The following is a 22,243-nucleotide window of genomic DNA, read 5'->3' as shown; positions in this document are numbered from 1 at the left end:
ACTCCGTTCACGCCCGCGCGCCCCGGCGCGCGGCGGATCCGAAAGGCTTCACGCCCATGCTCCCCATCGATGAGAAGGCCCTCCGCGCCTCCTTCGTCAACGCCTCCCGCAAGGAGGTCAGCTCACTGACCCTGCCCGAGCTCGACGAGATCGACTTCGGTCAGCTCGACTACCTCGGCTGGCGCGATCGCAAGCTCGCCCGCCGTGCCTACCTGGTGCTGTCGGTGCCGGATGACACGGCCCCCGACGGGCAGGGACTGGTCGGCGTGCTGCTACGCCAGGCCGACGCCGCACCGCGCTCGCGCGCGCAGTGCTCGTGGTGCCAGGACGTGCGCCTGCCGAACGACGTCGTCTTCTTCAGCGCCAAGCGCGCCGGCGCCGCCGGCCGCAAGGGCGACACCCTCGGCACCCTGCTCTGCTCGGAGTTCGAGTGCTCGGCGAACGTGCGCACCCCGCCGCCGCCGGCCTACATCGGCTACGACATCGAGGCCGCCAGGCAGGAGCGGATGCTGCGCCTGGCCGAGCACGCGGCGAACTTCGCCCGGGCGGTCACCGCCGAGGCCTGATGCGCGCTGCGCGGCGGCCTCGGTATGGCGGCGCGTCGCGCTGAGGTGCGCCGAGCGGGTCGCGTTCCGCTGAACGCAGGTCGTGGGGGGTCGACGGCACAGCGTCGGCTCTGCACGATCACCACGTCGCAGTGTGACGCCGGGCTCCCGCTGGGCCGACGCTGAGCGCGCGGGCGCGGGCTACGCGCTCGCGCCCCGGCGCAGGCCGCGCACGACGAGCGCCGCGCATCCCAGCACCACGACGGCCGTGCCGATGAGCGCGGCCGGGAACGAGACGAGCGGCGCGAGCACCGCCAGGATCGCCGGCAGGAAGAAGCCGGCGTAGGTGAGGGAGTAGTAGACGGCGGTGAGCCCGGCGAGGTCGTGGGGCGTCGCCATGTTCTGCACGGCGGCGAGACCGAAGACCATGCAGAGCCCATAGCCGGCGCCGAAGAGCGGCGCCGCGACGAGTACCGCGGGGATCGAACCGGTGACGGCCGCGCGGATCACCAGCACCGCGCCGATCGCGATGAGCGCCATGCCGATCACGCCGTGGCGCTCGCGGGTGAGGCGGGCGATCGGCGCCGAGAGCAGCTGCACGACCGTGCCCGCGCTGAGGGTGACGACGGTGGCGAGGGTCGCGAAGCCGACGCGCAGCTCGCCGGTCTGATCCGCGACGAGGTTCGGTCCGACCGCGAAGGCGAGCGCCGGTGCCGCGAACACCCACGGCGCGAGCGGCAGCACGGTGCGCACGAAGCGACGGCGAGCATGACGGGGGATGCGCAGATCGCCGAGCAGCGAGCGCACGGCCGGGTCGGGCATCCGCGTCTCCGGAGCCCGCAGCAGCACGACGCCGGCGAGGATCGTCGCCGCGATCTGCACGACGTAGGGCAGCACGGTCGGCAGCGGAGCCCACTGCGCCAGCACCCCGCCGATCCCGGCGCCGCCGCCGAATCCGGCCGTCAGCGACAGCGCCGCACGGCGGGCGCCCGACGACGAGCGGCCGGAGGCGACCGACAGCTCTTTGATCCAGCTGCTGCCGACGACCATGCCGACCGCGACGCTGACGCCGCAGACGAGGCGGCCGACGCTCATTCCGACCACGCTCGAGCTGGCGGTGGCGAGGATGACGCTGCCGATCACGCCGATCACCAGCCCGCCGAGCATGACCGGCTTGCGGCCCCAGCGGTCGCTCCACGCACCCGACAGGGCGAAGCCGGGCACCAGGCCGATCACGTAGAACGCGAGGAAGAGGTCGACCTCGACGGTCGAGTAGCCGTAGACGCGCTCGTAGAGTTGCATGAGCGGCACGAAGTGGTTGCCGCCCCAGGCGAGAGCGATGACGATGGGCGCGACTCGGAGCCAGCCGCCGGGGTGCCGCGCGTCGATCACAGCGCCAGCCCGATGACGATGGGCGCGACGCGGAGCCAGCCGCCGGGGTGCCGCGCGTCGATCACAGCGCCAGCCCGACGACGATGGGCGCGACGCGGAGCCAGCTGTTCGGCATCGATGCCCCGCCGGTTGCGACGGGTCCGTCGCCGGAACCTGTCGCTGCGCTCACCGTCCGAGCCTAGGGCGGCATCGGTTGCGCTCGCGTTGCGCGCGGCGGGCCGATCGCGGGGGAGTGGACCGGTCCGCGCGCCCTTGACACGGTCCACATCGCGAGCATACTTAACACATTCGTTAAATGAGGACGCGATGACCGACGATGCACTCAGCGGCACCTTCGCCGCTCTCGCCGATCCGACCCGGCGCGCGATGCTCGCGCGCCTCGTCGAGGGCGAGGCGACCGTGACCGAGCTCGCCGCCCCGCACGACATCAGCCTGCCCGCGATCTCGCGGCACCTGAAGGTGCTCGAGCGCGCCGGCCTCATCAGCCGCGGACGCGACGCCCGCTGGCGCCCCTGCCGCCTCGAGCCGGCCGCGCTCGCCGACGCCGACGCGTGGATGGAGCCGTACCGGCGCTTCTTCGGGTCCCGCCTCGCGCGACTCGACGCTCAGCTGCGGGCATCCACCTCAACCACCGCGAAGGAGCAGTGACATGTCCGACCAGACCCCCGCATCCACCGCCGAGCGCCGTGGCTTCACGCTCACCTGGCGCTTCCCGGTGCCGCGCGAGCGCGTCTTCCGCGCCTGGACCGACCCGGCCCACCTCGACTGGTTCTTCAATGATCAGCAACCGCGGCCGTCTGAGCCGATCGAGGTCGACCTGCGGGTCGGCGGCGCCTGGCGGCAGCTGATGATCATCGACGCCGACACGCGCTACGTGACCGGCGGCGTCTACCGCGAGATCGTGCCCGACGAGCGGCTCGTGTTCGTCTTCGGCGCGGTCGGCGGATGGCCCGAGCTCGCCGGCCCCGCGATCGACGACGCCCCGGTCACGACGCTGACCTTCGCCGACGCGGAGGTCGAGGGGGTGACGGGCACCCTGCTCACGCTCGACGTCGACTTCCCCGTGCATATGGACGAGCACGTGGCGCGCGACCTGCTGAGTGCGATGCGACCCGGATGGCAGCAGACCGTCGCCCGGCTGGTCGCCGAGGTCGGCGGTGCCGAGGTCGGTGCCGCGGAGTCGAGCTAGGCGGGCGACCCGAGCGAGGTGGATGCTCCCGCCGGCTCCCGGTGCAGCAGCCGGCGGCGTCGCATCCACAGCTCCAGCGGCACGGTCACGAGCGGCGGAACCGCCGCGGCCAGCGCGAGCAGCGTGACCCACCAGCGCCAGCGGAACGCGATCGCGCACACGATCGAGAGTGCCCCGTAGACGAGGAACGCCCCGCCGTGCGCCGTGCCGAAGACGGTCACGACGTGGTCGGTCGTCTCGGTCACGTACTTGAGGAACATGCCGACGAGCAGGCCCGCCCAGGTCACGGCCTCGAGCGTCGCGATCGCGATGAAGACGCGGCCGAGGCGGCTGACCCGCGCGGGCGAATTGCCCGGGGCGACGAGCCGGCTCAGCGCACCGCGGGGCGTGCCGTCGGGCGGCGGCGCGGTCGAGGTGGATGTCGTGTCGGGAGCTGCGGGTGAGGTCACCGGCGCGGTCCTTTCCGGGAGGGCGTCAGGCGGCGCATCCACGCTACCGACGCCCCCTGGGAGCTCCCGCCGCGTCGACCTGCATCGCGTGCACCCCGCACTCATCGCACTCCCGAGTTGCCCAGTTCCGCGGGATCCCGAGGCCGGCACGCCGCGGAAGTGGGCAACTCAGGATCACCCGGGTCATGGATGCCGTCGAGTTGCCCAGTTCGCCCGGGTTACGACAGCCCGACCCGACCGAAGTGGGCAACTCGGGGAGCATGCGGGGCGGAGTCGCGTCGCGGGGAGCGCCGCGCAGGGTGCAGCGCAGGGGGTCAGGCCCCGGCGGCCGCCGCGTCGAGCGCCCGCGTCAGGTCGGCCGCGAGGTCGTCGATGTGCTCGATGCCGACCGAGATGCGCACGAGCCCCTCGGGGATCGTCGCGACCTCGCCCGACCAGCGGCGGCGGCGCTCGAGGGTGGTCTCGACTCCGCCGAGGCTGGTCGCGAAGCGGGCCAGGCGTGCGGCGGCGACGAAGCGCTCGGCGGTCGCGGAATCCGCGAAGACCGGGGCGATGATCGCGCCGAAGCCCGGGTAGCGCAGCTCGGTCAGCGCAGGGTGGCTCGCGAGTCGCGAGACGAGGGCGGCCGCGTTCTCCGACGCGCGCTCGACGCGCAGCGCCAGCGTGCGCAGGCCGCGCAGCACGAGGTAGACCTCCATCGGGCCGGCCGTCGCACCGAGGATGGTGCGGCGGCTCACGAGCTTCGCCTTCAGCTCGGCGTCGCGCACGACAAGCGCGCCGAGCACGGCGTCGCTGTGGCCGGAGAGGAACTTGGTGGCCGAGTGCAGCACCACGTCGGCGCCGAGCTCGAGCGGACGCTGCAGGATCGGCGTCGCGAAGGTGTTGTCGACGACGGTCAGCACGCCCTTCGCGTGGGCGGCGGCGAGCAGCGTCGCCAGGTCGGCGACCTCGAGGGCGGGGTTGGTGGGCGACTCGATCCAGAGCACGGAGGCGTCGTCGAGCTCGGCGATCACCGCATCCGTGTCGGAGATGTCGACGTAGACCCGGGTCAGCGCGCCGCGCTCCTGACCCTCGTCGAGCTGCGTGAGCGAGCCGAGGTAGGCGTGCGTCGGGGCGACGACCTTGGTGCCGACCGGCAGGGTCGCGAGCACCGCGTTGGTGGCGGCCATGCCCGAGGCGAAGACGAGCGCGTCGCCGCCCTCGAGAGCGCCGATGGCGTCTTCGAGCGCCGTCCAGGTCGGGTTGCCGAAGCGGCCGTACTCGAGGTCGCCGCCCCCGACGAAGGTCGAGGCGAAGACGACGGGGGTGTTGAGCGGCGCGTCGGCGACCGGCTCGGGGCGCCCGGCCACGACGGCGGCGGTGGCGGGGTGCAGGGGTTCGGCGGCTGAGGTGCTCATCGGGTCAACTCTGGCACCTCGCGGGCGTCGCGCCGTACACGGGGAGCGGTCCGCTTCGGCGGTCGTGGCTCGCCGACGCCTGCGGCCGCCGCGCGGGGTATCGCGGCTCGACGGGTCGAGACGGGCTCAGTAGGCCGGGCGCACCCAGCTGAGCGAGGTGAGGTCGAGGCGACGACGCACGGCCTCGAGCAGCGACTGCACGGGCACGAGGTCGAGGTCGGGCATCCACGAGCGGTCGGCGGTGGATGCGGCGGTGCCGCTCACGACCGGGACCGCGGCGGTGCCGGCACCGCCGACTGAACCGGGGGTTGCGTCCGCCGAAGCGGTGTCGCTCGCGATGGTCGCGCCGAGGCGCTGCAGCGCCTCCATGATCGGCGCGATCACGTCGCGACCGTCGTCGTCGGGCTGCCAGCGGTGACGCTCGATGAGGCCGCGCACGCGGGCGCCGGCGGTGCTGAGCGCCGACGACAGCTCCACCATGCCGATCGCGAGGAAGCGGGCGCGGTCGCCGCTCGCGTCGATCTCGAAGCGGTGGGCGCCGGTGGCGGGGGAGGTGCTCGCCGGGGTGACGTGATCGACCGAGGCGGTCGCCGCATCCGCCGGCACTCCGGCCTCGGCTCGGGCGACCGTGTCGAAGCGGGCGCCGAGCGCGACCATGTAGTCGACCACGTCGCGCACGATGCGCTGGGCGGTGGTCAGGTCGTCGGCGTCGGCGCGGTCGGCGTCGAGGCGCGCGACGATCGCGAAGGTCGAAGAGCTCACGTCACCTGCTTCTGCGTTCGGGCGAGGAAATATCGGGTCGCGCACGCGAGAGGGCGCACCGGTCGCACGATACTCCTTCGAGACCCGGTGCCGCATCGACGGCTGTCGCGGTCGTCCGTCGAGCCCGCCCCTCGAAGCGCCGACGCGCCGGTACCAGACCGCGCTGTCGTGCCCCGATCGCGGGCTTGGTGGCGAGGTGCCGGTCGGGGGATGATCCTCCGTCGGCCGCGTGCGCATCCGCTTTGACCGGCATGTGTAGTCTGTACGTACAAGCCGTACAAGGATGCGGTTTCCTCGCAATCAAGGGAGATGCTTCATGACCGAGCGCTCGGGCAACGCTGCCGCGCGACTCCTCGACCGGGTGGGGATCCCGGCGCCGCTGTTCCTCGGCTTCGTCGGCGTGCTGCTGTTCATGATCGGCGACGGCGTCGAGTCGAACTACCTCTCGACGTTCCTGGCCGAGCAGCCGGGGCTCTCCGAGAACGCGGCCGCCATCACGATCAGCCTCTACGGCATCTTCGTCGCGATCGGGTCGTGGTTCGCCGGAACCCTGTCGAGCATCCTCGGCCCGCGCCGCGTCATGCTGATCGGCGGCATCGCCTGGGTCGTGCTCGAGATCGTGTTCCTCGCGGTCGGCATCGGCGCGCACGTGACCTGGCTCGCGATCGTCGCCTACGCCCTGCGCGGCATCGGGTACCCCTTCTTCGCCTACGCCTTCCTGGTGTGGCTGAACACGGCGACGCCGGCGCACCAGCGCGGTTCGAGCGTCGGATGGTTCTGGTTCGTCTTCGGCGCCGGCCTGCCCACGATCGGCTCGCTCGTCGCCAGCTGGACGATCCCGCACATCGGCGAGACGGGCACCTTCTGGCTCGCGACGGTCATCGTCGCCGCCGGTCTGCTGATCGCCTTCTTCGGCGTGCGCGACCTGCGTCACGCCGGCCCGACCCAGCCGGATTCGGCCGGGGCGATGTCGGAGCTCGCGAAGGGCCTCACGATCCTCTGGCGCGACAAGCGCGTCGCGGCCGGCGCCTTCGTGCGCCTCGTGAACACGACGCCGAACTTCGCGCTCTTCGTGGTCGCGCCGTTCTTCTTCGTCAAGCAGGTCGGCTTCACGCAGGAGAACTACCTGCTGATCGTGACGATCGTCTACACCGCGAACATCTTCGCGAACCTGTTCTTCGGCATCATCGGCGACCGCTTCGGCTGGAAGCGCACGGTCACCTGGTTCGGCTGCGTCATGTGCGCCGTCGGCGTGCTGGCGCTCTACTACGTGCCGCTCGCGATCGGACCGAACTTCTGGGTCACCGTGATCTGCTGGGCCGTCTTCGGCATCGGCCTGGCCGGCTTCGTGCCGCTGACCGCCCTCGTGCCCTCGATGGTCAAGGTCGAGGACCGGGGCAGCGCCCTCGCCGTCTACACCCTCGCCGCTGGCCTCTCGGCCTTCGTCGGCCCGGCGCTCGTCGCCCTGCTCGGCGGCGTGGCGAACATCACGGCGCTCATCTGGGTGTTCGCGGGCCTCTACGTGGTCGGCGCGATCGTCACCCTGGTACTGCGCACCGACCAGGACCCGGGCCAGGCCAAGCGCCTCGGCGCGCCGGTCGTGAAGGACCTCACCTCGGCGTGAGAACCCGGGCGTCCGACGCCCTGAAGCAAGGCCGGAACGTCCGGCGGTCGTGTGGCGCGACCGCCGGACGTTCTGCATTTCCGGCGGCTGCTCGGCCACGGTTCGGTCACGAACTGGGGTAGACCGCACTGCCTGTCTTGCACGGATGTGCAGATGCTGTACTTTCTGTACGGACAAGACGTACAGACCGCGCGGTGTTGCCGGCTCAACGGAGATCGCGTACGTGTCTTGCTACTTCAGAGAGGAAGTCTGCAATGCGAATCACGGCAATCACGGGGGCGGCAGTCCTGGGCGTCGGCGCTCTCCTGCTGGCCGGCTGCTCGACGGGAGCCGCCGCCGGCGGCGACGCCAAGCCGGCCGACACCCAGCTGAGCTACTCCCAGCCGCACACCGACCCGTTCCAGAACGCCGAGAACGTCGGCTCGATGGAGCGCTTCAAGAAGCTCGGCTACGCGACGATCCCGGCGACCAACGCCGACCGCGACCCCGCGCAGCAGATCACCGACATCCAGACGCTCATCAACAAGGGCGCCAAGGGCCTCGTGATCTCCGTCGGCGACGCCGACGCGATCGTTCCCGCGATCGAGTACGCGAACGACCAGAACGTGCCGATCGTCGCGATCGACGAGGCGCCCGCCTCGGGCAACATCGCGATGATCGTGCGCGCCGACAACGTGCACATGGGCGAGCTCGCCTGCGAGGAGATGGGCAAGCGCGTCAAGGCCGGATCGGCCGTGATCACCCTCGACGGCGACCCCGTCACCTCCAACGGCCGTGACCGCACCAACGGCTTCAACGATTGCATGAAGAAGAAGTACCCCGACGTGAAGCTCGTCAACGTCGCCACCGAGTGGGACCCGGCCAAGGCCGCGACCGGCATCGAGACGGCGCTCAACCAGTACGACAACATCGCGGGCATCTACAACCAGAGCGACGCGACCTTCTTCCCGACGATCCTCGACACGCTCAAGTCGCTCGGCAAGCTCGTGCCGGTCGGCGAGGAGGGCCACATCGTGCAGGTCTCCGTCGATGCGAGCCCGATGGCGATGACGGCCATCCGCGACGGCTACCTCGACGCCGCCGTCGCGCAGCCGATGACCGACTACATCGACTACGGCGCCGACTACCTCGTTCGCGCGATCAAGGGCGAGAAGTTCAAGGAAGGCAAGACCGACCACGGCAGCGTCATCGAGAAGCGCAAGGGCAACCTCGTCGACCTGCTCCCGACGCCCGTCGTGACTAAGGACAACGTCGAGGACCCGGAGCTCTGGGGCAACAAGAAGTTCGCCCTCGAGGCCTTCGGCGCCTCGAAGTAACCTCCGACCGGAAGCGAGACGGAGACGTCATGACGACCCCATCCACCACCGTGCCCGCGATCCAGATCGATCGCGTCAGCAAGACCTACGGTGCGACGAAGGCGCTGCAGGACGTCTCCGTCTCGATCCTCCCGGGCCAGGTGCACGGGCTGATCGGGCGCAACGGCGCCGGAAAGTCCACGCTGCTGCGCATGATCACCGGGCTCGAGACGCCCGACACGGGAGCCGTGCGCTTCTTCGGCGAGGATGCGCCGCCCGCCGCCGACGCCAAGGCCTGGCAGCAGCGCGTCGCCTGCGTCTACCAGCGCCCCTCGGTGTTCACGAACCTCACGATCGCCGAGAACCTGTTCGCCGGGCGCCTGCCCGGCAACGGGCCGTCGGTGTCGTGGCGCACGATGCAGAACGAGGCGGAGCGCATCCTCGCCGAGTGGCGCATCGACCTCGACCCGCGCTCGCTGCTGTCGGATGCCCCGATCGAGGAACGCCAGATGCTCACGATCGCGAAGGCGCTCGACGCCGGCACCCGCATCGTGCTGCTCGACGAGCCCACGGTGCAGCTCGAGGGCTCGGCAATCCGCCGGCTCTTCGACAAGGTGCAGGAGCTGCAGCAGGACGGCGTCACTTTCGTCTTCGTCTCGCACTTCCTGCGCGAGGTCACGGCGATCTGCGACTCCGCCAGCGTGCTGCGCGACGGCAAGCTGCTCTGGTCGCGCACCGGCGACGACGTGAAGTCCGACGACCTGGTGGAGGCCCTGCTCGCGGGCCAGGAGCAGCGACGCCACCGGGTCGAGAGCGCTGCCGCGACGGCGACCGACACGGCGCCGGCGCTCGAGCTGCGCTCGGCCACCGAGAAGGGCGGCGCGTTCACGGACGTGTCGTTCCGCGTCGCGCCGGGCGAGCTCGTCGCCATCGGCGGCGTCGGCGGATCGGGCAAGTACTCGGTCGGCGAGGCCATCGCCGGTCTGCGCCGACTCGGCTCGGGATCGGTGCTCGCCGACGGCGAGGTCATCCCCACCGGCAAGGTCAAGGCCAGTCAGAAGGCGGGCGTCGGCTTCGTGCCCGCCGACCGTCATAAGGACGGCTACGTGCCCCAGCTCAGCGTCGCCGAGAACATGACCATGGGCGTCATGGACCGGCTCGCGCCGGCGGGCTTCTTCTCGCCGCGCAAGCAGAACGAGATGTCGCGCACCCTCATCCAGGACGTCGCGCTCGTTCCGCCGAACCCCGCCCTCGCGGTCTCCGGTCTCAGCGGCGGCAACCAGCAGAAGGTCGTGCTCGCCCGCGCGCTCGCCCGCGATCCGCGCGTGCTCGTGCTGATCTCACCGACCGCCGGCGTCGACATCGCCGCGAAGGACGCGATCTACGCGCTCATCCTGCGCGCCCTCGCCGACGGTGTCGCCGTCGTGCTCATCTCCGACGACGTCGAGGAGCTGCTCGTCAGCTCGCGCGTCCTCATCATGCGCGAGGGCCGCATCGCGGCCGAGCTCGCCGAACCCACCGAAGAAGACATCGTTCGAGCCATCGAAGGCCTGGAGTGAACCCCGTGAACAGCGCACGCACCACCGTCATCACCGTCCCGTCAGGGCGCAGTCCGTTCCTCGGATCCGTCGTGCGCAACGTGCGCGAGCTCAGCGTCCTGCCCGGCCTGATCATCGTCGCCGTCATCGGCGCGATCGTGAGCCCGGCGTTCCTCACGGCGCCGAACCTCACGCTGATCCTGCGTCAGTCGGCCGAGCTCGGCATCGTCGTGATCGGCCTGACCTTCATCCTGCTGACCGGCAAGCTCGACATCTCGCTCGAGTCGACCGTCGGCCTGGCGCCGATGGTCGCCGCCTGGCTGCTGATCCCGGCCGCGATGGGCGGACTCGGCACGATGATCAACCCTTTCGTGGCGATCCTGCTCACGCTCGTGATCGGCGCGCTCATCGGCCTCTTCAACGGCCTGCTCGTGGTGAAGGTGAAACTCGATCCCTTCATCGTCAGTCTCGCGATGCTGATCCTGCTGCGCGGCATCACGCTCGGCGTCAGCCAGGGCAAGACACTCGCAGGGCTGCCCGACGCCTTCCGCTACATCGGCTCGGCCCGCTGGTTCGGCGTCCCGGCCGCGATCTGGGTCACCGGAATCCTGTTCGTGATCGCCGCGCTCGTGCTGCGCTACACCGCCTGGGGTCGCGCGCTGTACGCCATCGGCGGCAACGCCGACGCTGCCCGTGCCGCGGGCATCCGGGTGGATGCGGTGCTCATCACCACCTTCATCGTCGCCAGCACCTTGGCTTCCTTCGCCGGCCTGATGCTCGCCGGGCGCCTCGCCTCGGTCACGAGCGGAATGGGTCAGAACCTGATCTTCAGCGCGCTCGCCGCTGCCGTGATCGGCGGAGTGCAGCTGACCGGTGGTCAGGGCCGCATCGTCGGCGCGCTGCTGGGTGTGCTGCTGCTCGGGACCCTGACGAACGTGCTCACCCTCGCGGGCGTGCCGACCTTCTGGATCAACGCGGTCTACGGCGGAGTCATCCTGCTCGCGCTCTTCGTCGGCCGTTTCGGCGCCCGCCCGAGCCGAACCTGACCCGGTGGGTCGGCGCTGCCGCGCGCCGCCGGCCCACCGTGCCCACGCCGAGCTCAGGCCGTGGGCGCTCCTCAAGACCAGAACGAACTGAACCGCCAGAACTGAAAGGGAGGACAGCATGTCCGACTTCCGTGAGACCAGCGCCGCCGTCGTCGCCGAGCTCGGCGAGGTGTTCCGCCGCGTGCCGCTCGACCAGATCGAGGCCGCGCTCGACGCGCTCGAGAAGCACCAGCGCATCTTCGTGCTCGGCATCGGCCGCGAGGGCCTCGGCTCGAAGGCCTTCGCGATGCGCCTGACCCACTTCGGCAAGACCGTGCACTGGGGCTGGGATGACACGACGCCGGCAGTGACGGCCGACGACCTGTTCATCATGCCGACGGGCCCGTCGAACATCCCGCACCTGCACTACATCGCCGAGCAGGTGAAGAAGACGGGCGCGACGCTGCTGGTCGCGACCGCGGTGCCCGACGGCCCGACCGCGAAGCTCGCCGACATCGTGCTCACGATCCCCGCGCACACCTACGGCGCCGACGACCCGAGCGGTCTCGTGCCGACGATCCAGCCCATGGGCAGCCTGTTCGAGCAGTCGCTCTGGATCTTCTGGGACGTGCTCTACTTCCAGCTCGTTCAGCGCACCGGCGCGAAGTTCGAGGATCTGGTCGCCCGCCACCGCAACTTCGAGTAAGCGGCGCACCCTCTCGCCCGTCGGCGGCGGCGCGCGGCTCATCACGCGCGCTCACCACCCGTCGCCGGCGGGCGATCCCCAGATCTCTTGTCGTACGTCTTGTACGTACAGACGGTACAGTTAGCCCGAAGCGCCGCGAGCGGCGATCCCACAGCGAAAGGACCCCCATGCCTCTGGTCAGCGGAATCGAGGTCGTGAACGAGTGCGTCTCGCGCGGTCTCGTCGCGGGAGCGTTCAACACCACCAACATCGAGACGACCATGGGCATCGTCGACGCCATCGAGAAGGTCGGCGTGCCGACCTTCATCCAGGTCGCCCCCACCAACGTCGCGCTCTCGGGCTACGAGTACATCTACGACATGGTCGCCCGCCGCCTGAAGGACACGAAGGTGCCCGTCGCGCTGCACCTCGACCACGGCAAGTCGATCGACGCCGTCGAGAAGGCGCTCGCCGCCGACTTCACGTCGATCATGATCGACGACTCCGAGGCCTCCTTCGACGACAACGTCGCCACCTCGAAGATCGCCCGCTCGCTCTGCGGCCCCGGCATCGCGCTCGAGGCCGAGCTCGGCAGCATCGGCGGCAAGGAGGACGACGTCGCCCCCGAGCGCGCCAGTATGACCCAGCCGGGCGAGGCGAAGGCCTTCGTGGATGCCGTGGGCAACGACATCCTCGCCGTCTCCGTCGGCAACGTGCACGGCTACGCCCCCAACGCGCACATCGACTTCGACCTGCTCGACGAGGTGCGCCACGCGAGCCCCGTGCCGCTGTGCATCCACGGCGGATCGGGCCTGCCGGCGGAGGAGTTCGGCCGCCTGCACGAGTTCGGCGTCGTCAAGGTCAACATCGCCAGCGACCTGCGCAACGCGATGATCCGCAGCTTCGGCGAGGCCTACAACGCCAACAACAACGAGAACTCGCTGATCCGGGTCTCGAAGGGCGCGGTCGTCGCGATCTCGGAGGTCGTCGAGCGCCGCATCCGCCAGTTCAACCCCTCCGTGGCGTAAGCCGCAGAACCCACCAGCCGCAGAACCAGAAGGACAGGATCGCCGTGCTCACCACGATCGCGGTCGACGTCGGCACCACCAGTGTGAAGCTCGGGCTCTTCGATCCCGAGGGGGTGGCGACGGTCTCGACCTCGCAGCCCACCCCGACCGTGCGCGACGCCGACGGCGAGGTCTACGACCTCGACGCGATGGCGACGATGATCGGCGACTTCATCCACGGTCTCGACGCCGACCAGCGTGCCGCGGTCGAGCGCGTGGCGATCACCGGCGTGGGGGAGTCGGGCGGACTCGTTCTGCCCGACATCTCCCTCGCCTCGCCGATGATCCTCTGGCACGACCAGCGCGGCCTGCCGCTGCTGGCGGGGCTGGATGCGATGGACCGCACCCGCGCCTACCGCACGACCGGCCTGCCGGTGAGCGGCAACTACGGGCTGTCGAAGATCGCCTGGGCGCTGCGCGCCGCCGGCCCCGCCGCGCGCGGAGCCCAGTGGCTCAACATCGCCGAGTACATCGCCGCCCGGCTCACGGGCGTGCGCTGGTCGGAGTACTCGCTCGCCAGCCGCACCCTCGCGCTCGACCTGGCGACCGCCTCCTGGTCGCAGGATGTCGCGGGATTGCTCGGCGTGCACGTCGAGGTGCTGCCGGAGCTGCGGCGCGCGGGCGACGGCGTGCCGATGCGCCCCGCGTGCGCCCGCGGCTTCGGCCTCGGACCGGGCGTCATGGTGCACGTCGCCGGGCACGACCACATGGTCGGCGCGGTCGGCGCCGAGCTCGCGCACGGCGAGCTGCTCAACTCGACCGGCACGACCGAGGGGCTGCTGTTCCTGCGCGACGAGCCGACCGTCGACGAGCACGCCGAGCGCTCGAAGCTCGCGAACGGCATCGGCGTGACGGGCGACGACTTCACGCTCTTCGCCTCGATCCCGACCGGCGGCTCGGCCTTCGCGACGCTGCAGTCGATGCTCGGAATGGATGCGACATCCCTCGCCGCGCTCTGCGACGAGCTGCACGCCGAGTGGGTCGCCGGCCGCATCGACCTCGACCGCGTACCGCTCGTGCTGCCGCAGTTCCGCGGCAGCCCCAGCCCCGCGAAGAACCCGCGGGCCCGTGGCGCGATCGCCGGGCTCTCCACCGACACCACCCGCGCCGAGCTCGTCTTCGGCGCCTTCCTCGGCATGGCGTGGCAGTTCGCCGACGTGCTCGAGCTGTTCCGCATCCAGCCCGACCGGGTGAAGGTGATCGGCCCCGCCAGCCGCAACCCGCTCTGGCTGCAGCTCAAGGCCGATCTGCTCGGCGTTCCGCTCAGCGTCTCGAGCCACCACGAGGTCGTCTCGCGCGGCGCGCAGCTGCTCGCCTCGGGCGAGACCGGCGCGTGGGACGACTGCGACCCCGTCGACGTGCCGGCGGATGCCGCGCGTCACGCCGCGCTCACCGCCTGGGCCGACGCCGCGCGGCCCGTCTGGGAGCACCTGAAGGCGCTGCCCGCATGAGCGCGCATCCGACCGACGCTGCGCCTCGGAGCGCTCTGCCCCATGGTGCTCTGCCCCACTGCGCTCTGACCCACCACTGCACGACACGAACGGAGACCGAGCGATGAAGCTCGTCGCGGGGATCGACTCCTCCACCCAGAACTGCAAGGTCACCGTGCGCGACCTCGACACCGGCGCCGCCGTGCGCGAGGGCAAGGCCTCGCACCCCTCCGGCACGATCATCGACCCGAACCGCTGGTGGGATGCGCTGCTCACGGCCGTGCGCCGCGCCGGCGGGCTGGATGACGTGATCGCCGTCTCGGTGAGCGGCCAGCAGCACACGCCGATCTTCCTCGACGAGACGGGCGAGGTCGTCGCCGATTCGCCTCAGTGGAACGACACCGGCTCGCACCCGCACATGATGGCGCTCAACGCCGAGCTGGGGCGCGACGAGTGGATCCGCCGCACCGGACTGCCGCTCACGCTCTCCGACACGGCGCCGAAGCTGCGCTACATGCGCGACCTGCACCCCGAGGCCGTCGCGCGCACCGCCGCGGTCGCGATCGTGCACGACTGGCTGACCTGGCGGCTGCGCGGCTTCGGCCCCGGATCGGGGCGCGCCGGCCTCGACGAGCTCGTCACCGACCGCTCGGAGGCGAGCGGCACCGGCTACTGGTCGCCCGAGACCGACGAGTACACGATGGATCTCTTCGAGCACGCCCTCGGCCGCACGGCGATCCTGCCGCGCGTGCTCGGCCCGCTCGACCGCGCCGGCGTGACCGGTGCGGGCATCCCCGGCATCCCGGCGGGCATCCCCGTCGGCATCGGCAGCGGCGACAACGCCGCCGCGTCGCTCGCGCTCGGCCTGCAGCCCGGCGAGGCCGTGCTCTCGCTCGGCACCTCGGGCGTCGTCTACGCCCGCGCCGCCCGCCCGGTGCACGACTACGCCGGCTACGTCTGCAGCTACGCGGATGCGACCGGCGACCACCTGCCGCTCGTCGCCACCCTCAACGCGGCACGCAACTTCGAGCTCGCGACGAGCCTGCTCGGCTGCACCTTCGACGAGCTCAGCGACCTCGCACTCGCCGCCGCGCCCGGCGCCGGCGGGCTGACCCTGCTGCCGTACTTCGAGGGCGAGCGCACCCCCGACCTGCCGCACGCGCGTGGCTCGCTGCACGGCGCATCCCTCGCCAACTTCACCCGCGAGAACTTCGCCCGCTCGGTCATCGAGGGTACGCTCGCGAGCCAGGTCGCGATGCTGGATGCCCTGCACGCCTGCGACGTGCCGACGAACCGTCTGCTGCTCATCGGCGGGGCGGCGCAGAGCCCGGCGGTGCAGGCGATCCTCGGCGAGCTGGTCGACATCCCCGTCGCCGTGCCCGCACCCGATGAGTACGTGACGATGGGCGCCGCGATGCAGGCCGCCGCCGCGGCCGAAGGCGCCTTCCCCGCCTGGCGGGTCGCCGTCGACGAGCTCGCGGCCGTGCCGTTCGAGCCGCAGGTCGGCGCGCAATACGAGGCGGCGAAGACCGCGCTCGGCTACGTGGATGTGCTGGCAGCCCCCGCCGACGGGCCCGCCACGGGCGCCGCGAGCGTGACGGCGGGATCGCCGGCCGCCTGACCTCCGCCGGGCCGCTCCTTCGGGGGAGCGCGCCCGGGGGATCCCCGCGCCGTCGGGCCCGCTCTTCGGGGAGCGCGGCCCGGCGGCGCACCTCCGCCGAGCGGCCGCCCGATCCGACCCCGCGCATCCGCCCCGCGCCTCCGCTCGGCGGTATCGTCGCCTCGTGGGGAATGCGACGCGCACGGCGGTCGCCTGCGGCGTCGACATCGGCTCGACGAACGCGAAGGTCGTGCTGATCGACGCCGAGGGCGCGGTCGTCGCCCGTGTCATCCGCCCCACGCCGCGCGACGCCGACGGGCCGCTCATCGACGCCCGTGCCCTGCTCGCCGCGATCGAGCAGATGATCCTCAGCGCCTGCGGCGACCTCTACGAGGTGCACGCGGTCAGCACCGCGGGCATCGGCGAAGACGGCCTGTTGGTGGATGCGACGCTCACCCCGCTCACCCGGGCGCTCTCGTGGTTCGATCCGCGTCGGCAGACGGTGTTCCGCGACCTGCAGCCGCGCCTGCGCGGAACCGAGCCCTTCGACGCGGACAGCGACCCGGTGCGCACCTTCGTCGGCTGGGTGTGGGCGCGAGAGCAGCTCGGCGCGACGAGCGCGCACCGCTGGATCTCGCTCACCGACCTGCCGGCCGCGCACTGGTCGGGCCGTGCGTTCCTCAGCGACACGCTCGCCTCCCGCACGGGCGCCTGGCACGCGAGCGACCGCCGCTGGGATGCCGACCGCGTCACCTCCACGCTCGGCGACGTCGAGCTGCTGCCGCCCGTCGCCGCGACCGGCGAGATCGTCGGCCCGCTCGTCTCCGCACGTCTGCTCGAGGCCGGCGCGGTCTCCGCGGAGGCGATCACGGTCGTCGGCGGCCACGACCATCCCATCGCCGGCTGGGGTGTCGACCGCATGGTGCCGGGCGCCCTGCTCGACTCGATGGGCACGGCCGAGGTCGTTGTCGCCCAGACCGCCGCGCCGCCCGCCGACTACACGCGGCAGCCGGCGATCGAGATCGCCCCGGGCATCCGCAGCTCGGGCACGACCGTGCTGCGCGTCGAGGAGCTCGCACGCAACGTGCAGTGGGCTTCGCAGAACCCCGAGGTCGCGGGGCACATCCGCGGCCTGCTCGACGGCAGCGCGCAGCCGCTGCCGGTGCTCGACTCCGGATGGTTCGTACCGGGTGCGCACGGCGGCGGCCAGCCCGCCTACGCGCTCGACGCCCCGGCCGATCCGCGTGCCCGCGCCTCGGCCGTGCTGGGCGCGCTCGCGATCGCCGGACGCGAGGCCGTCGAGGCGGTGCGCCGCGGCGGCGCCGGCGACGGCGAGGTGCGGCTGGCGGGCGGATGGGCGCGCTCACCCGGCTGGATCGACATCAAGAACGCGGTCAACGGCTACCGCGCGGCGCCCGTGCTCGAGCCGCAGGTGACCGCCGTCGGCGCGGCGCTGCTCGCTGCGGAGGCCCTGGGCTGGACGCCCGACCCGGCGCGCGCGCTCGGCGGCTTCGCGGCCGACCTGCTCGGCTGAGCGACCCCGCGACGCGCGTGCTCGGGCACCGGCGTCGCGGTGATCGCGACCGCCCTCAGCTCGCGCTGACGCTGACCTCGAGCGGGATGATGTCGGTCAGCACCCAGGTCTCGTAGTAGTCGAAGCGGGTGCCCCGCGCATCCCACGACAGCGAGCGCACGCGCAGCACCGGCTGGTCGGCGTCGATCTGCAGGTGCGCGGCGACGGCTTCGGTGGGGCGCATGGCGCGGATGACGCGCTTGGCTCCGTTCGAGACGAAGCCGGCACGGCGCAGGGTCTCGTTGAGCGATCCGGTGCCGTCCATCACGCCGGTGTCGGCCGAGACCGTCTCGCCCACGCTCTTCGGGAACCAGTTCGTGCTGAACATCGCGACCTTGCCGTCGAGTGAGCGCACACGCTGCAGCGCGAAGACCTGCGCGTCGTCAGCCAGCTCGAGAGCCTCGGCGACGTGCTGGGCCGGGGCGGCGAGCCGCGCATCCACCACCTGGGTCGTCACGCCGGTCTGGCCCTGGCGCACCTGCGATTCGAGGAATCCCTCTTCGACGGTCCAGCCGGTCGACTGCTCGGGGGATGACGCGAAGACGCCGCGGCGGGCGACGCGGCGCGCGAAGCCCTCGCTCTCGAGCTTCGACATGGTCTGGCGCACGGTCGCGCGCGAGAGGCCGTACTCGCGGCACAGCTCCATCTCGCTGGGCAGCCGCTCGTCGGCGGGGATGTCGCCGGAGAGGATCTGGTCGCGCAGGATCACGAACAGCTGCTCGTAGTACGCGACAGGAGAGTCGCGTTCGATCGTCTGCGCCACTGCATCCCCCGTCCGTTTCGGGAAGCGTACAGGCTGGCCGTCTGGTTTTGTCGGTACGTCGTGTACGGACACGCGGGCGGGTTAGCGTGCCGACATGGATGCGCACGAGCGGCCGGTCGACGGTCACCCCGAGGACGCCGTCGCCGACGGCCGCCCCGAGACCGAGAACCAGCGCTTCGACCGCAACTGGGGCGAGCTGCTGCAGGAGCTGCGGGTCACCCAGACGGGCACGCAGATCCTCACCGGCTTCCTGCTGACGCTGGCCTTCCAGCCCCGCTTTGCCGAGCTCGACGACTACCAGCGCACGCTCTACCTGGTTCTCGTCGCGGTCGCCGTGCTGGCGACGATCCTCGCGCTCGCGCCGGTCGGCCTGCACCGAGCGCTGTTCCGGCACCAGGTGAAGGGGCGCATCGTGCGCGTCACCGATCAGCTGCTGCGAGTGACCCTGGTCGCCGTCGCGCTCGTGCTGACCGGCACGGCGTCGCTGATGGCGGATGTCGTGCTCGGTCGCGCGGCGGGACTCGTCGCCGGAGCGGTCGCGCTGGTGATCATCGCCCTGCTGTGGCTCGCCCTGCCGCTGTCGGCGCGTCGGGCCGCCCGTCGGCTGCCGGAGTCGCCGACCCGCTGAGCGACGGCGCGAAGCGGTCGATCACGAGGATGACGGCCGTCAGCACCACGGCGAAGGCGACGACCGCGAGCGCGCCGAGCGCGGCGGTGCCCGCACCGACCTGGTTCACGTCGAGGAAGGGGTACGGGTACCAGTCCGTGATCGCGCCGCGGGTGAACGTGAAGGCGAGCCACACGGCCGGCCAGATGAAGGCGAGGGCGGCGATCCGGATGCTCCACCAGCGGCGCGGCCCGAACACCAGCCAGGCGAGCGCGAACAGCACCGGCGACACGTTGTGGAACAGCGCCGTCGCGACGACGGCCTCATCGCGCAGCTGCAGTCCCGGCGCGAGGACGAACCCGAACACCGAGCCGGTGACGACGATGCTGAGCAGCGCATCCAGGTGCAGCAGCCGCCACCCGCGGCCGGCGCCAGGGCGGGTGTCGCGGCCGAGCGCGGCGCCGATCGCCGCCACGAGCACGAGCACGTTGCTGAGGATCGTGAAGAAGCTGAACAGGCGCGCGAAGCGCTCGGCGACCGGGATGCTCGAGCCGCTCTCGCCCGAGTTCGCGTCCGCCCCGCCGGTGAACAGCAGATAGAACTGCAGCCCGAACGCGACGAGCACGACGACGGCGATCACCGCGTAGCTCGCGCGGCGCGTGATCTCGACACGGCCGAGCGGCGCGGATGCGGTGGGCGGGGTCGTCACGCGCCCACGGTAGCGCCGACTCGCGAATCCGCCTCTTGCGCATCCGCTATTCAGCGTTACTATCTAGTGGTACTCACTGGTGCTGAATAGCAGCGACGCTGAGTAGCGGCAGCAGGAGTCACCGAACAGAAGGAGAGCCGATGCCGAAGCAGATCACCGAGATGCTCAAGGGCACGCTCGAAGGCATCGTGCTCGCGATCCTCGCCGGGCGGGCCGCCTACGGCTACGAGATCACCGCCTGGCTGCGCGAGCAGGGCTTCACCGAGATCGCCGAGGGCACCGTCTACGCCCTGCTGCTGCGCATCGAGCAGCGCGGACTCGTCGACGTCGAGAAGGTGCCCAGCGAGAAGGGGCCGCCGCGCAAGGTCTTCACCCTCAACGCCGCCGGGCGCGACTACCTCGACGAGTTCTGGCGCAACTGGGGCTTCCTCGCCGAGCGGCTCGAGCAGCTGCGCGGCGCCGCACCGACCGGCACTGCTGCACCGACCGGCACTGCCGCACCGACCAGCACCGCCGGATCCACCACCACCGGCACCACCACCGAAGGAGACTGACCATGGCCAAGAACCTCATCGAGCTCGTCGTCGGCGACCTCGCCGACAAGAAGAGCTACCGCGAGTACAAGACCCGCGTGAAGGCCCTGCCGAGCGGATACCGCGAGGCCGAGGCCGCCGTCTCGCGCTACGTCATGAACCTCGGCCCCAACGAAGACGGCGCCACGCTCGTGCGCATGCTCGGCGACCTGGCCGAGCTGTTCGAGCAGGCCGTCGCCGACGGCACGACCGTGCGCGAGCTGGTCGGCGCCGAGCCGGTCGAGTTCGCCGAGGCCTTCATGGCGAACTACGACGGCGGCAGCTGGATCGGCAAGGAGCGGGCGCAGCTCGCCAAGTCGATCGACGACGCCGCCGGGGATGCGGGGGAGGCGAGGGAGCCGTGAACGCGGCATCGACAGCGACGGCGCCCGCGAGCGCCGCATCCGCTGCACTCGATCCAGCGATCGAGATCATCGGGCTCGCCAAGTCGTACAAGCAGAACGCCGTGCTCACCGGCGTCGACCTGACGGTCGGCCGCGGCGAGATCTTCGCCCTGCTCGGCAGCAACGGCGCCGGCAAGACGACGCTGATCCGAATCCTCTCCACCCTGCTGAAGGCGGATGCGGGCCGCGCGACCGTTGCCGGCATCGACGTCGCGGCGCATCCGGCCGCGGTGCGCGAGGTGATCAGCCTGACCGGGCAGTTCGCCGCCGTCGACGAGAAGCTGAGCGGACGCGAGAACCTCGCGCTCGTCGCCCGGCTGCGGCACCTGTCGAAGCCCGGCGAGGTCGCCGACGCCCTGCTCGCCCGTTTCGCCCTCACCGAGGCGGGCGGCCGCGCCGCCGCGACCTACTCGGGCGGCATGCGCCGCCGTCTCGACATCGCGATGAGCCTGATCGGAGATCCGGCCGTGATCTTCCTCGACGAGCCCACCACCGGGCTCGACCCCGAGGCCCGGCGCGAGGTGTGGGCGACCGTGAAGCAGCTCGCCGCCGGCGGCACCACCGTGCTGCTCACCACCCAGTACCTCGACGAGGCCGAGCAGCTGGCCGACCGCATCGCGATCCTGCACGAGGGCCGCATCCTCGTGAACGGCACCCTCGCCGAGCTGAAGCGGATGCTGCCGCCGGCGAAGGTCGAGTACGTCGAGAAGCAGCCCACCCTCGACGACGTGTTCTTCGCCCTCACCGGGAAGGGGCAGAGCCGATGACCGCCCATGCCCTGCGCGACACCGCAGCCCTGACCGGGCGCTCCCTCACGCACATCCTGCGCAGCCCCGACACGATCATCACGACCGCGCTCATGCCGATCGCGTTCCTGCTGCTGTTCGTCTTCGTCTTCGGCGGCGCGATCGACACCGGGGCGGGCGCGGGGGCCGGCGGCTACGTCGACTACCTGCTGCCCGGCATCCTGCTCATCACGGTCGCCTCGGGCATCTCCTACACGGCGTATCGGCTGTTCCTCGACATGCAGGGCGGCATCGTCGAGCGCTTCCGCTCGATGCCGATCGCCCGCTCGGCGGTGCTGTGGGCGCACGTGCTCACCTCGATCGTGGCGAATCTGGTGTCGCTCGCGATCGTCACGGGCGTGGCGCTGCTCATGGGCTTCCGCAGCGAGGCGGGCGTCGGCGGCTGGCTGGCCGTCGCCGGCATCCTCGTGCTGTTCACGCTGGCGCTGACCTGGCTGGCCGTGATCCCCGGCCTGACCGCGAAGTCGGTGGATGGGGCGAGCGCCTTCTCCTACCCGCTGATCTTCCTGCCGTTCCTCAGCTCGGCGTTCGTGCCGACCGCATCCATGCCGGGCCCGGTCGCCTGGTTCGCCGAGCACCAGCCGGTGACGTCGATCGTGAACTCGCTGCGGGCGCTGTTCGCCGGGCGTCCGGTCGGCGGCGAGCTCGGGATCGCGCTGGGCTGGTGCGTCGCGCTGCTGCTCGTCGCGTACGTGATCGCGAACCTGATCTACCGGCGGCGGCTCGGCTGAGCAGCCGCGCGCATCGGGCGCGGTGCGACACACTGGGGGCGACGGCGCGAGGATGCGCCGTCGCCCTCTCGTGAACGGAG

The 22,243-nt window shown here is 71.5% G+C and carries 22 protein-coding genes and 1 pseudogene; 17 read left to right on the top strand and 6 right to left on the bottom strand.

The window, feature by feature from the left end; all coding sequences use genetic code 11:
- The first annotated feature begins 56 nt into the window (after window positions 1-56).
- Window positions 57-566, top strand: a complete 510-nt coding sequence (locus tag BJ979_RS00640; RefSeq protein ID WP_179564212.1) for an FBP domain-containing protein — start codon at window positions 57-59, stop codon at window positions 564-566.
- 180 nt (window positions 567-746) lie between these two features.
- Here BJ979_RS00640 and BJ979_RS00635 read toward each other — a convergent pair whose 3' ends face one another.
- Entirely contained in the window at window positions 747-1,937 is a 1,191-nt protein-coding gene (locus BJ979_RS00635) for an MFS transporter (RefSeq protein ID WP_179564210.1), read from the bottom strand.
- Between the two features lie 306 nt (window positions 1,938-2,243).
- Between BJ979_RS00635 and BJ979_RS00630 the strand changes: the two genes are divergently transcribed.
- Window positions 2,244-2,585: an ArsR/SmtB family transcription factor gene (locus BJ979_RS00630; RefSeq protein ID WP_179564208.1), complete on the top strand. Its 342-nt coding sequence runs from the start codon at window positions 2,244-2,246 to the stop codon at window positions 2,583-2,585.
- Between the two features lies 1 nt (window position 2,586).
- Window positions 2,587-3,126 carry an SRPBCC family protein gene (locus BJ979_RS00625; RefSeq protein WP_179564206.1) on the top strand — a complete coding sequence of 180 codons (540 nt, stop codon included), beginning with the start codon at window positions 2,587-2,589 and terminating at the stop codon, window positions 3,124-3,126.
- Here the strand turns inward: BJ979_RS00625 and BJ979_RS00620 are convergent.
- From BJ979_RS00620 to BJ979_RS00610, 3 genes are all read right to left on the bottom strand, one after another.
- A complete protein-coding gene (locus tag BJ979_RS00620) occupies window positions 3,123-3,575 on the bottom strand; it encodes a DUF3817 domain-containing protein (RefSeq protein ID WP_343046532.1) in 453 nt (150 codons plus the stop codon). The two genes, BJ979_RS00625 and BJ979_RS00620, sit on opposite strands and share 4 nt — an antisense overlap.
- 314 nt (window positions 3,576-3,889) lie before the next feature.
- A complete protein-coding gene (locus BJ979_RS00615) occupies window positions 3,890-4,972 on the bottom strand; it encodes a trans-sulfuration enzyme family protein (RefSeq protein WP_179564202.1) in 1,083 nt (360 codons plus the stop codon).
- Between the two features lie 126 nt (window positions 4,973-5,098).
- Window positions 5,099-5,734, bottom strand: a complete 636-nt coding sequence (locus tag BJ979_RS00610; RefSeq protein WP_179564200.1) for a hypothetical protein — start codon at window positions 5,732-5,734, stop codon at window positions 5,099-5,101.
- 316 nt (window positions 5,735-6,050) lie between these two features.
- Here BJ979_RS00610 and BJ979_RS00605 point away from each other — a divergent pair, with 316 nt between their 5' ends.
- From BJ979_RS00605 to BJ979_RS00565, 9 genes are all read left to right on the top strand, one after another.
- Entirely contained in the window at window positions 6,051-7,358 is a 1,308-nt protein-coding gene (locus BJ979_RS00605) for an MFS transporter (protein WP_179564198.1), read from the top strand.
- A 254-nt stretch (window positions 7,359-7,612) separates the two neighbouring features.
- On the top strand, window positions 7,613-8,674 hold the full coding sequence (locus BJ979_RS00600; protein WP_179564196.1) for a sugar ABC transporter substrate-binding protein: 1,062 nt from the start codon (window positions 7,613-7,615) through the stop codon (window positions 8,672-8,674).
- 29 nt (window positions 8,675-8,703) lie between these two features.
- The gene (locus BJ979_RS00595) at window positions 8,704-10,212 is read left to right on the top strand and encodes a sugar ABC transporter ATP-binding protein (RefSeq protein ID WP_179564194.1); all 1,509 of its coding nucleotides are present in this window, start codon (window positions 8,704-8,706) and stop codon (window positions 10,210-10,212) included.
- Window positions 10,213-10,217: 5 nt separating this feature from the next.
- Window positions 10,218-11,237: an ABC transporter permease subunit gene (locus BJ979_RS00590; RefSeq protein WP_218853401.1), complete on the top strand. Its 1,020-nt coding sequence runs from the start codon at window positions 10,218-10,220 to the stop codon at window positions 11,235-11,237.
- Between the two features lie 118 nt (window positions 11,238-11,355).
- Window positions 11,356-11,922: an SIS domain-containing protein gene (locus tag BJ979_RS00585; protein WP_141164758.1), complete on the top strand. Its 567-nt coding sequence runs from the start codon at window positions 11,356-11,358 to the stop codon at window positions 11,920-11,922.
- A gap of 167 nt (window positions 11,923-12,089) precedes the next feature.
- A complete protein-coding gene (locus BJ979_RS00580; protein ID WP_179564192.1) occupies window positions 12,090-12,929 on the top strand; it encodes a class II fructose-bisphosphate aldolase in 840 nt (279 codons plus the stop codon).
- Window positions 12,930-12,973: 44 nt separating this feature from the next.
- On the top strand, window positions 12,974-14,419 hold the full coding sequence (locus tag BJ979_RS18015) for an FGGY-family carbohydrate kinase (RefSeq protein ID WP_179564190.1): 1,446 nt from the start codon (window positions 12,974-12,976) through the stop codon (window positions 14,417-14,419).
- A 103-nt stretch (window positions 14,420-14,522) separates the two neighbouring features.
- The gene (locus BJ979_RS00570; protein ID WP_179564188.1) at window positions 14,523-16,019 is read left to right on the top strand and encodes an FGGY family carbohydrate kinase; all 1,497 of its coding nucleotides are present in this window, start codon (window positions 14,523-14,525) and stop codon (window positions 16,017-16,019) included.
- Between the two features lie 163 nt (window positions 16,020-16,182).
- The gene (locus tag BJ979_RS00565) at window positions 16,183-17,532 is read left to right on the top strand and encodes an FGGY family carbohydrate kinase (protein ID WP_179564186.1); all 1,350 of its coding nucleotides are present in this window, start codon (window positions 16,183-16,185) and stop codon (window positions 17,530-17,532) included.
- A gap of 55 nt (window positions 17,533-17,587) precedes the next feature.
- Here BJ979_RS00565 and BJ979_RS00560 read toward each other — a convergent pair whose 3' ends face one another.
- Window positions 17,588-18,334, bottom strand: coding sequence for a UTRA domain-containing protein (locus tag BJ979_RS00560; protein ID WP_179564184.1), 747 nt, complete (start codon window positions 18,332-18,334; stop codon window positions 17,588-17,590).
- A gap of 94 nt (window positions 18,335-18,428) precedes the next feature.
- On the opposite strand from BJ979_RS00560, the gene BJ979_RS00555 reads away from it, so the two are divergent.
- Entirely contained in the window at window positions 18,429-18,962 is a 534-nt protein-coding gene (locus tag BJ979_RS00555) for a DUF6328 family protein (protein WP_179564182.1), read from the top strand.
- Here BJ979_RS00555 and BJ979_RS00550 read toward each other — a convergent pair.
- Window positions 18,883-19,650, bottom strand: a complete 768-nt coding sequence (locus BJ979_RS00550) for a Pr6Pr family membrane protein (protein ID WP_179564180.1) — start codon at window positions 19,648-19,650, stop codon at window positions 18,883-18,885. The genes BJ979_RS00555 and BJ979_RS00550 overlap by 80 nt on opposite strands.
- A 140-nt stretch (window positions 19,651-19,790) precedes the next feature.
- On the opposite strand from BJ979_RS00550, the pseudogene BJ979_RS00545 reads away from it, so the two are divergent.
- From BJ979_RS00545 to BJ979_RS00530, 4 genes and pseudogenes are all read left to right on the top strand, one after another.
- Window positions 19,791-20,105: pseudogene (locus BJ979_RS00545) on the top strand (PadR family transcriptional regulator); the annotation flags it as partial.
- Between the two features lie 101 nt (window positions 20,106-20,206).
- A complete protein-coding gene (locus BJ979_RS00540; RefSeq protein ID WP_179564176.1) occupies window positions 20,207-20,587 on the top strand; it encodes a DUF1048 domain-containing protein in 381 nt (126 codons plus the stop codon).
- Complete coding sequence (locus BJ979_RS00535) at window positions 20,584-21,393, top strand: ABC transporter ATP-binding protein (protein ID WP_179564174.1); 810 nt, start codon at window positions 20,584-20,586, stop codon at window positions 21,391-21,393. Before BJ979_RS00540 ends, BJ979_RS00535 begins: the two co-directional genes overlap by 4 nt.
- A complete protein-coding gene (locus BJ979_RS00530) occupies window positions 21,390-22,163 on the top strand; it encodes an ABC transporter permease (RefSeq protein ID WP_179564172.1) in 774 nt (257 codons plus the stop codon). Before BJ979_RS00535 ends, BJ979_RS00530 begins: the two co-directional genes overlap by 4 nt.
- Window positions 22,164-22,243: the final 80 nt, after the last annotated feature.

Origin of the sequence: Schumannella luteola (assembly GCF_013408685.1) — a bacterium.
In the GTDB taxonomy this organism is placed as follows: Bacteria; Actinomycetota; Actinomycetes; order Actinomycetales; family Microbacteriaceae; genus Schumannella; species Schumannella luteola.
This window is presented reverse-complemented; position numbering and strand designations above follow the sequence as displayed.

Coding starts and splice junctions, on each gene's coding strand:
- BJ979_RS00615 (WP_179564202.1), bottom strand. CDS start 4,972: ATGAGCACCTCAGCCGCCGAACCCCTGCACCCCGCCACCGCCGCCGTC.
- BJ979_RS00640 (WP_179564212.1), top strand. CDS start 57: ATGCTCCCCATCGATGAGAAGGCCCTCCGCGCCTCCTTCGTCAACGCC.
- BJ979_RS00605 (WP_179564198.1), top strand. CDS start 6,051: ATGACCGAGCGCTCGGGCAACGCTGCCGCGCGACTCCTCGACCGGGTG.
- BJ979_RS00540 (WP_179564176.1), top strand. CDS start 20,207: ATGGCCAAGAACCTCATCGAGCTCGTCGTCGGCGACCTCGCCGACAAG.
- BJ979_RS00570 (WP_179564188.1), top strand. CDS start 14,523: ATGAAGCTCGTCGCGGGGATCGACTCCTCCACCCAGAACTGCAAGGTC.
- BJ979_RS00595 (WP_179564194.1), top strand. CDS start 8,704: ATGACGACCCCATCCACCACCGTGCCCGCGATCCAGATCGATCGCGTC.
- BJ979_RS00580 (WP_179564192.1), top strand. CDS start 12,090: ATGCCTCTGGTCAGCGGAATCGAGGTCGTGAACGAGTGCGTCTCGCGC.
- BJ979_RS00625 (WP_179564206.1), top strand. CDS start 2,587: ATGTCCGACCAGACCCCCGCATCCACCGCCGAGCGCCGTGGCTTCACG.
- BJ979_RS00630 (WP_179564208.1), top strand. CDS start 2,244: ATGACCGACGATGCACTCAGCGGCACCTTCGCCGCTCTCGCCGATCCG.
- BJ979_RS00530 (WP_179564172.1), top strand. CDS start 21,390: ATGACCGCCCATGCCCTGCGCGACACCGCAGCCCTGACCGGGCGCTCC.
- BJ979_RS00555 (WP_179564182.1), top strand. CDS start 18,429: ATGGATGCGCACGAGCGGCCGGTCGACGGTCACCCCGAGGACGCCGTC.
- BJ979_RS00600 (WP_179564196.1), top strand. CDS start 7,613: ATGCGAATCACGGCAATCACGGGGGCGGCAGTCCTGGGCGTCGGCGCT.
- BJ979_RS00585 (WP_141164758.1), top strand. CDS start 11,356: ATGTCCGACTTCCGTGAGACCAGCGCCGCCGTCGTCGCCGAGCTCGGC.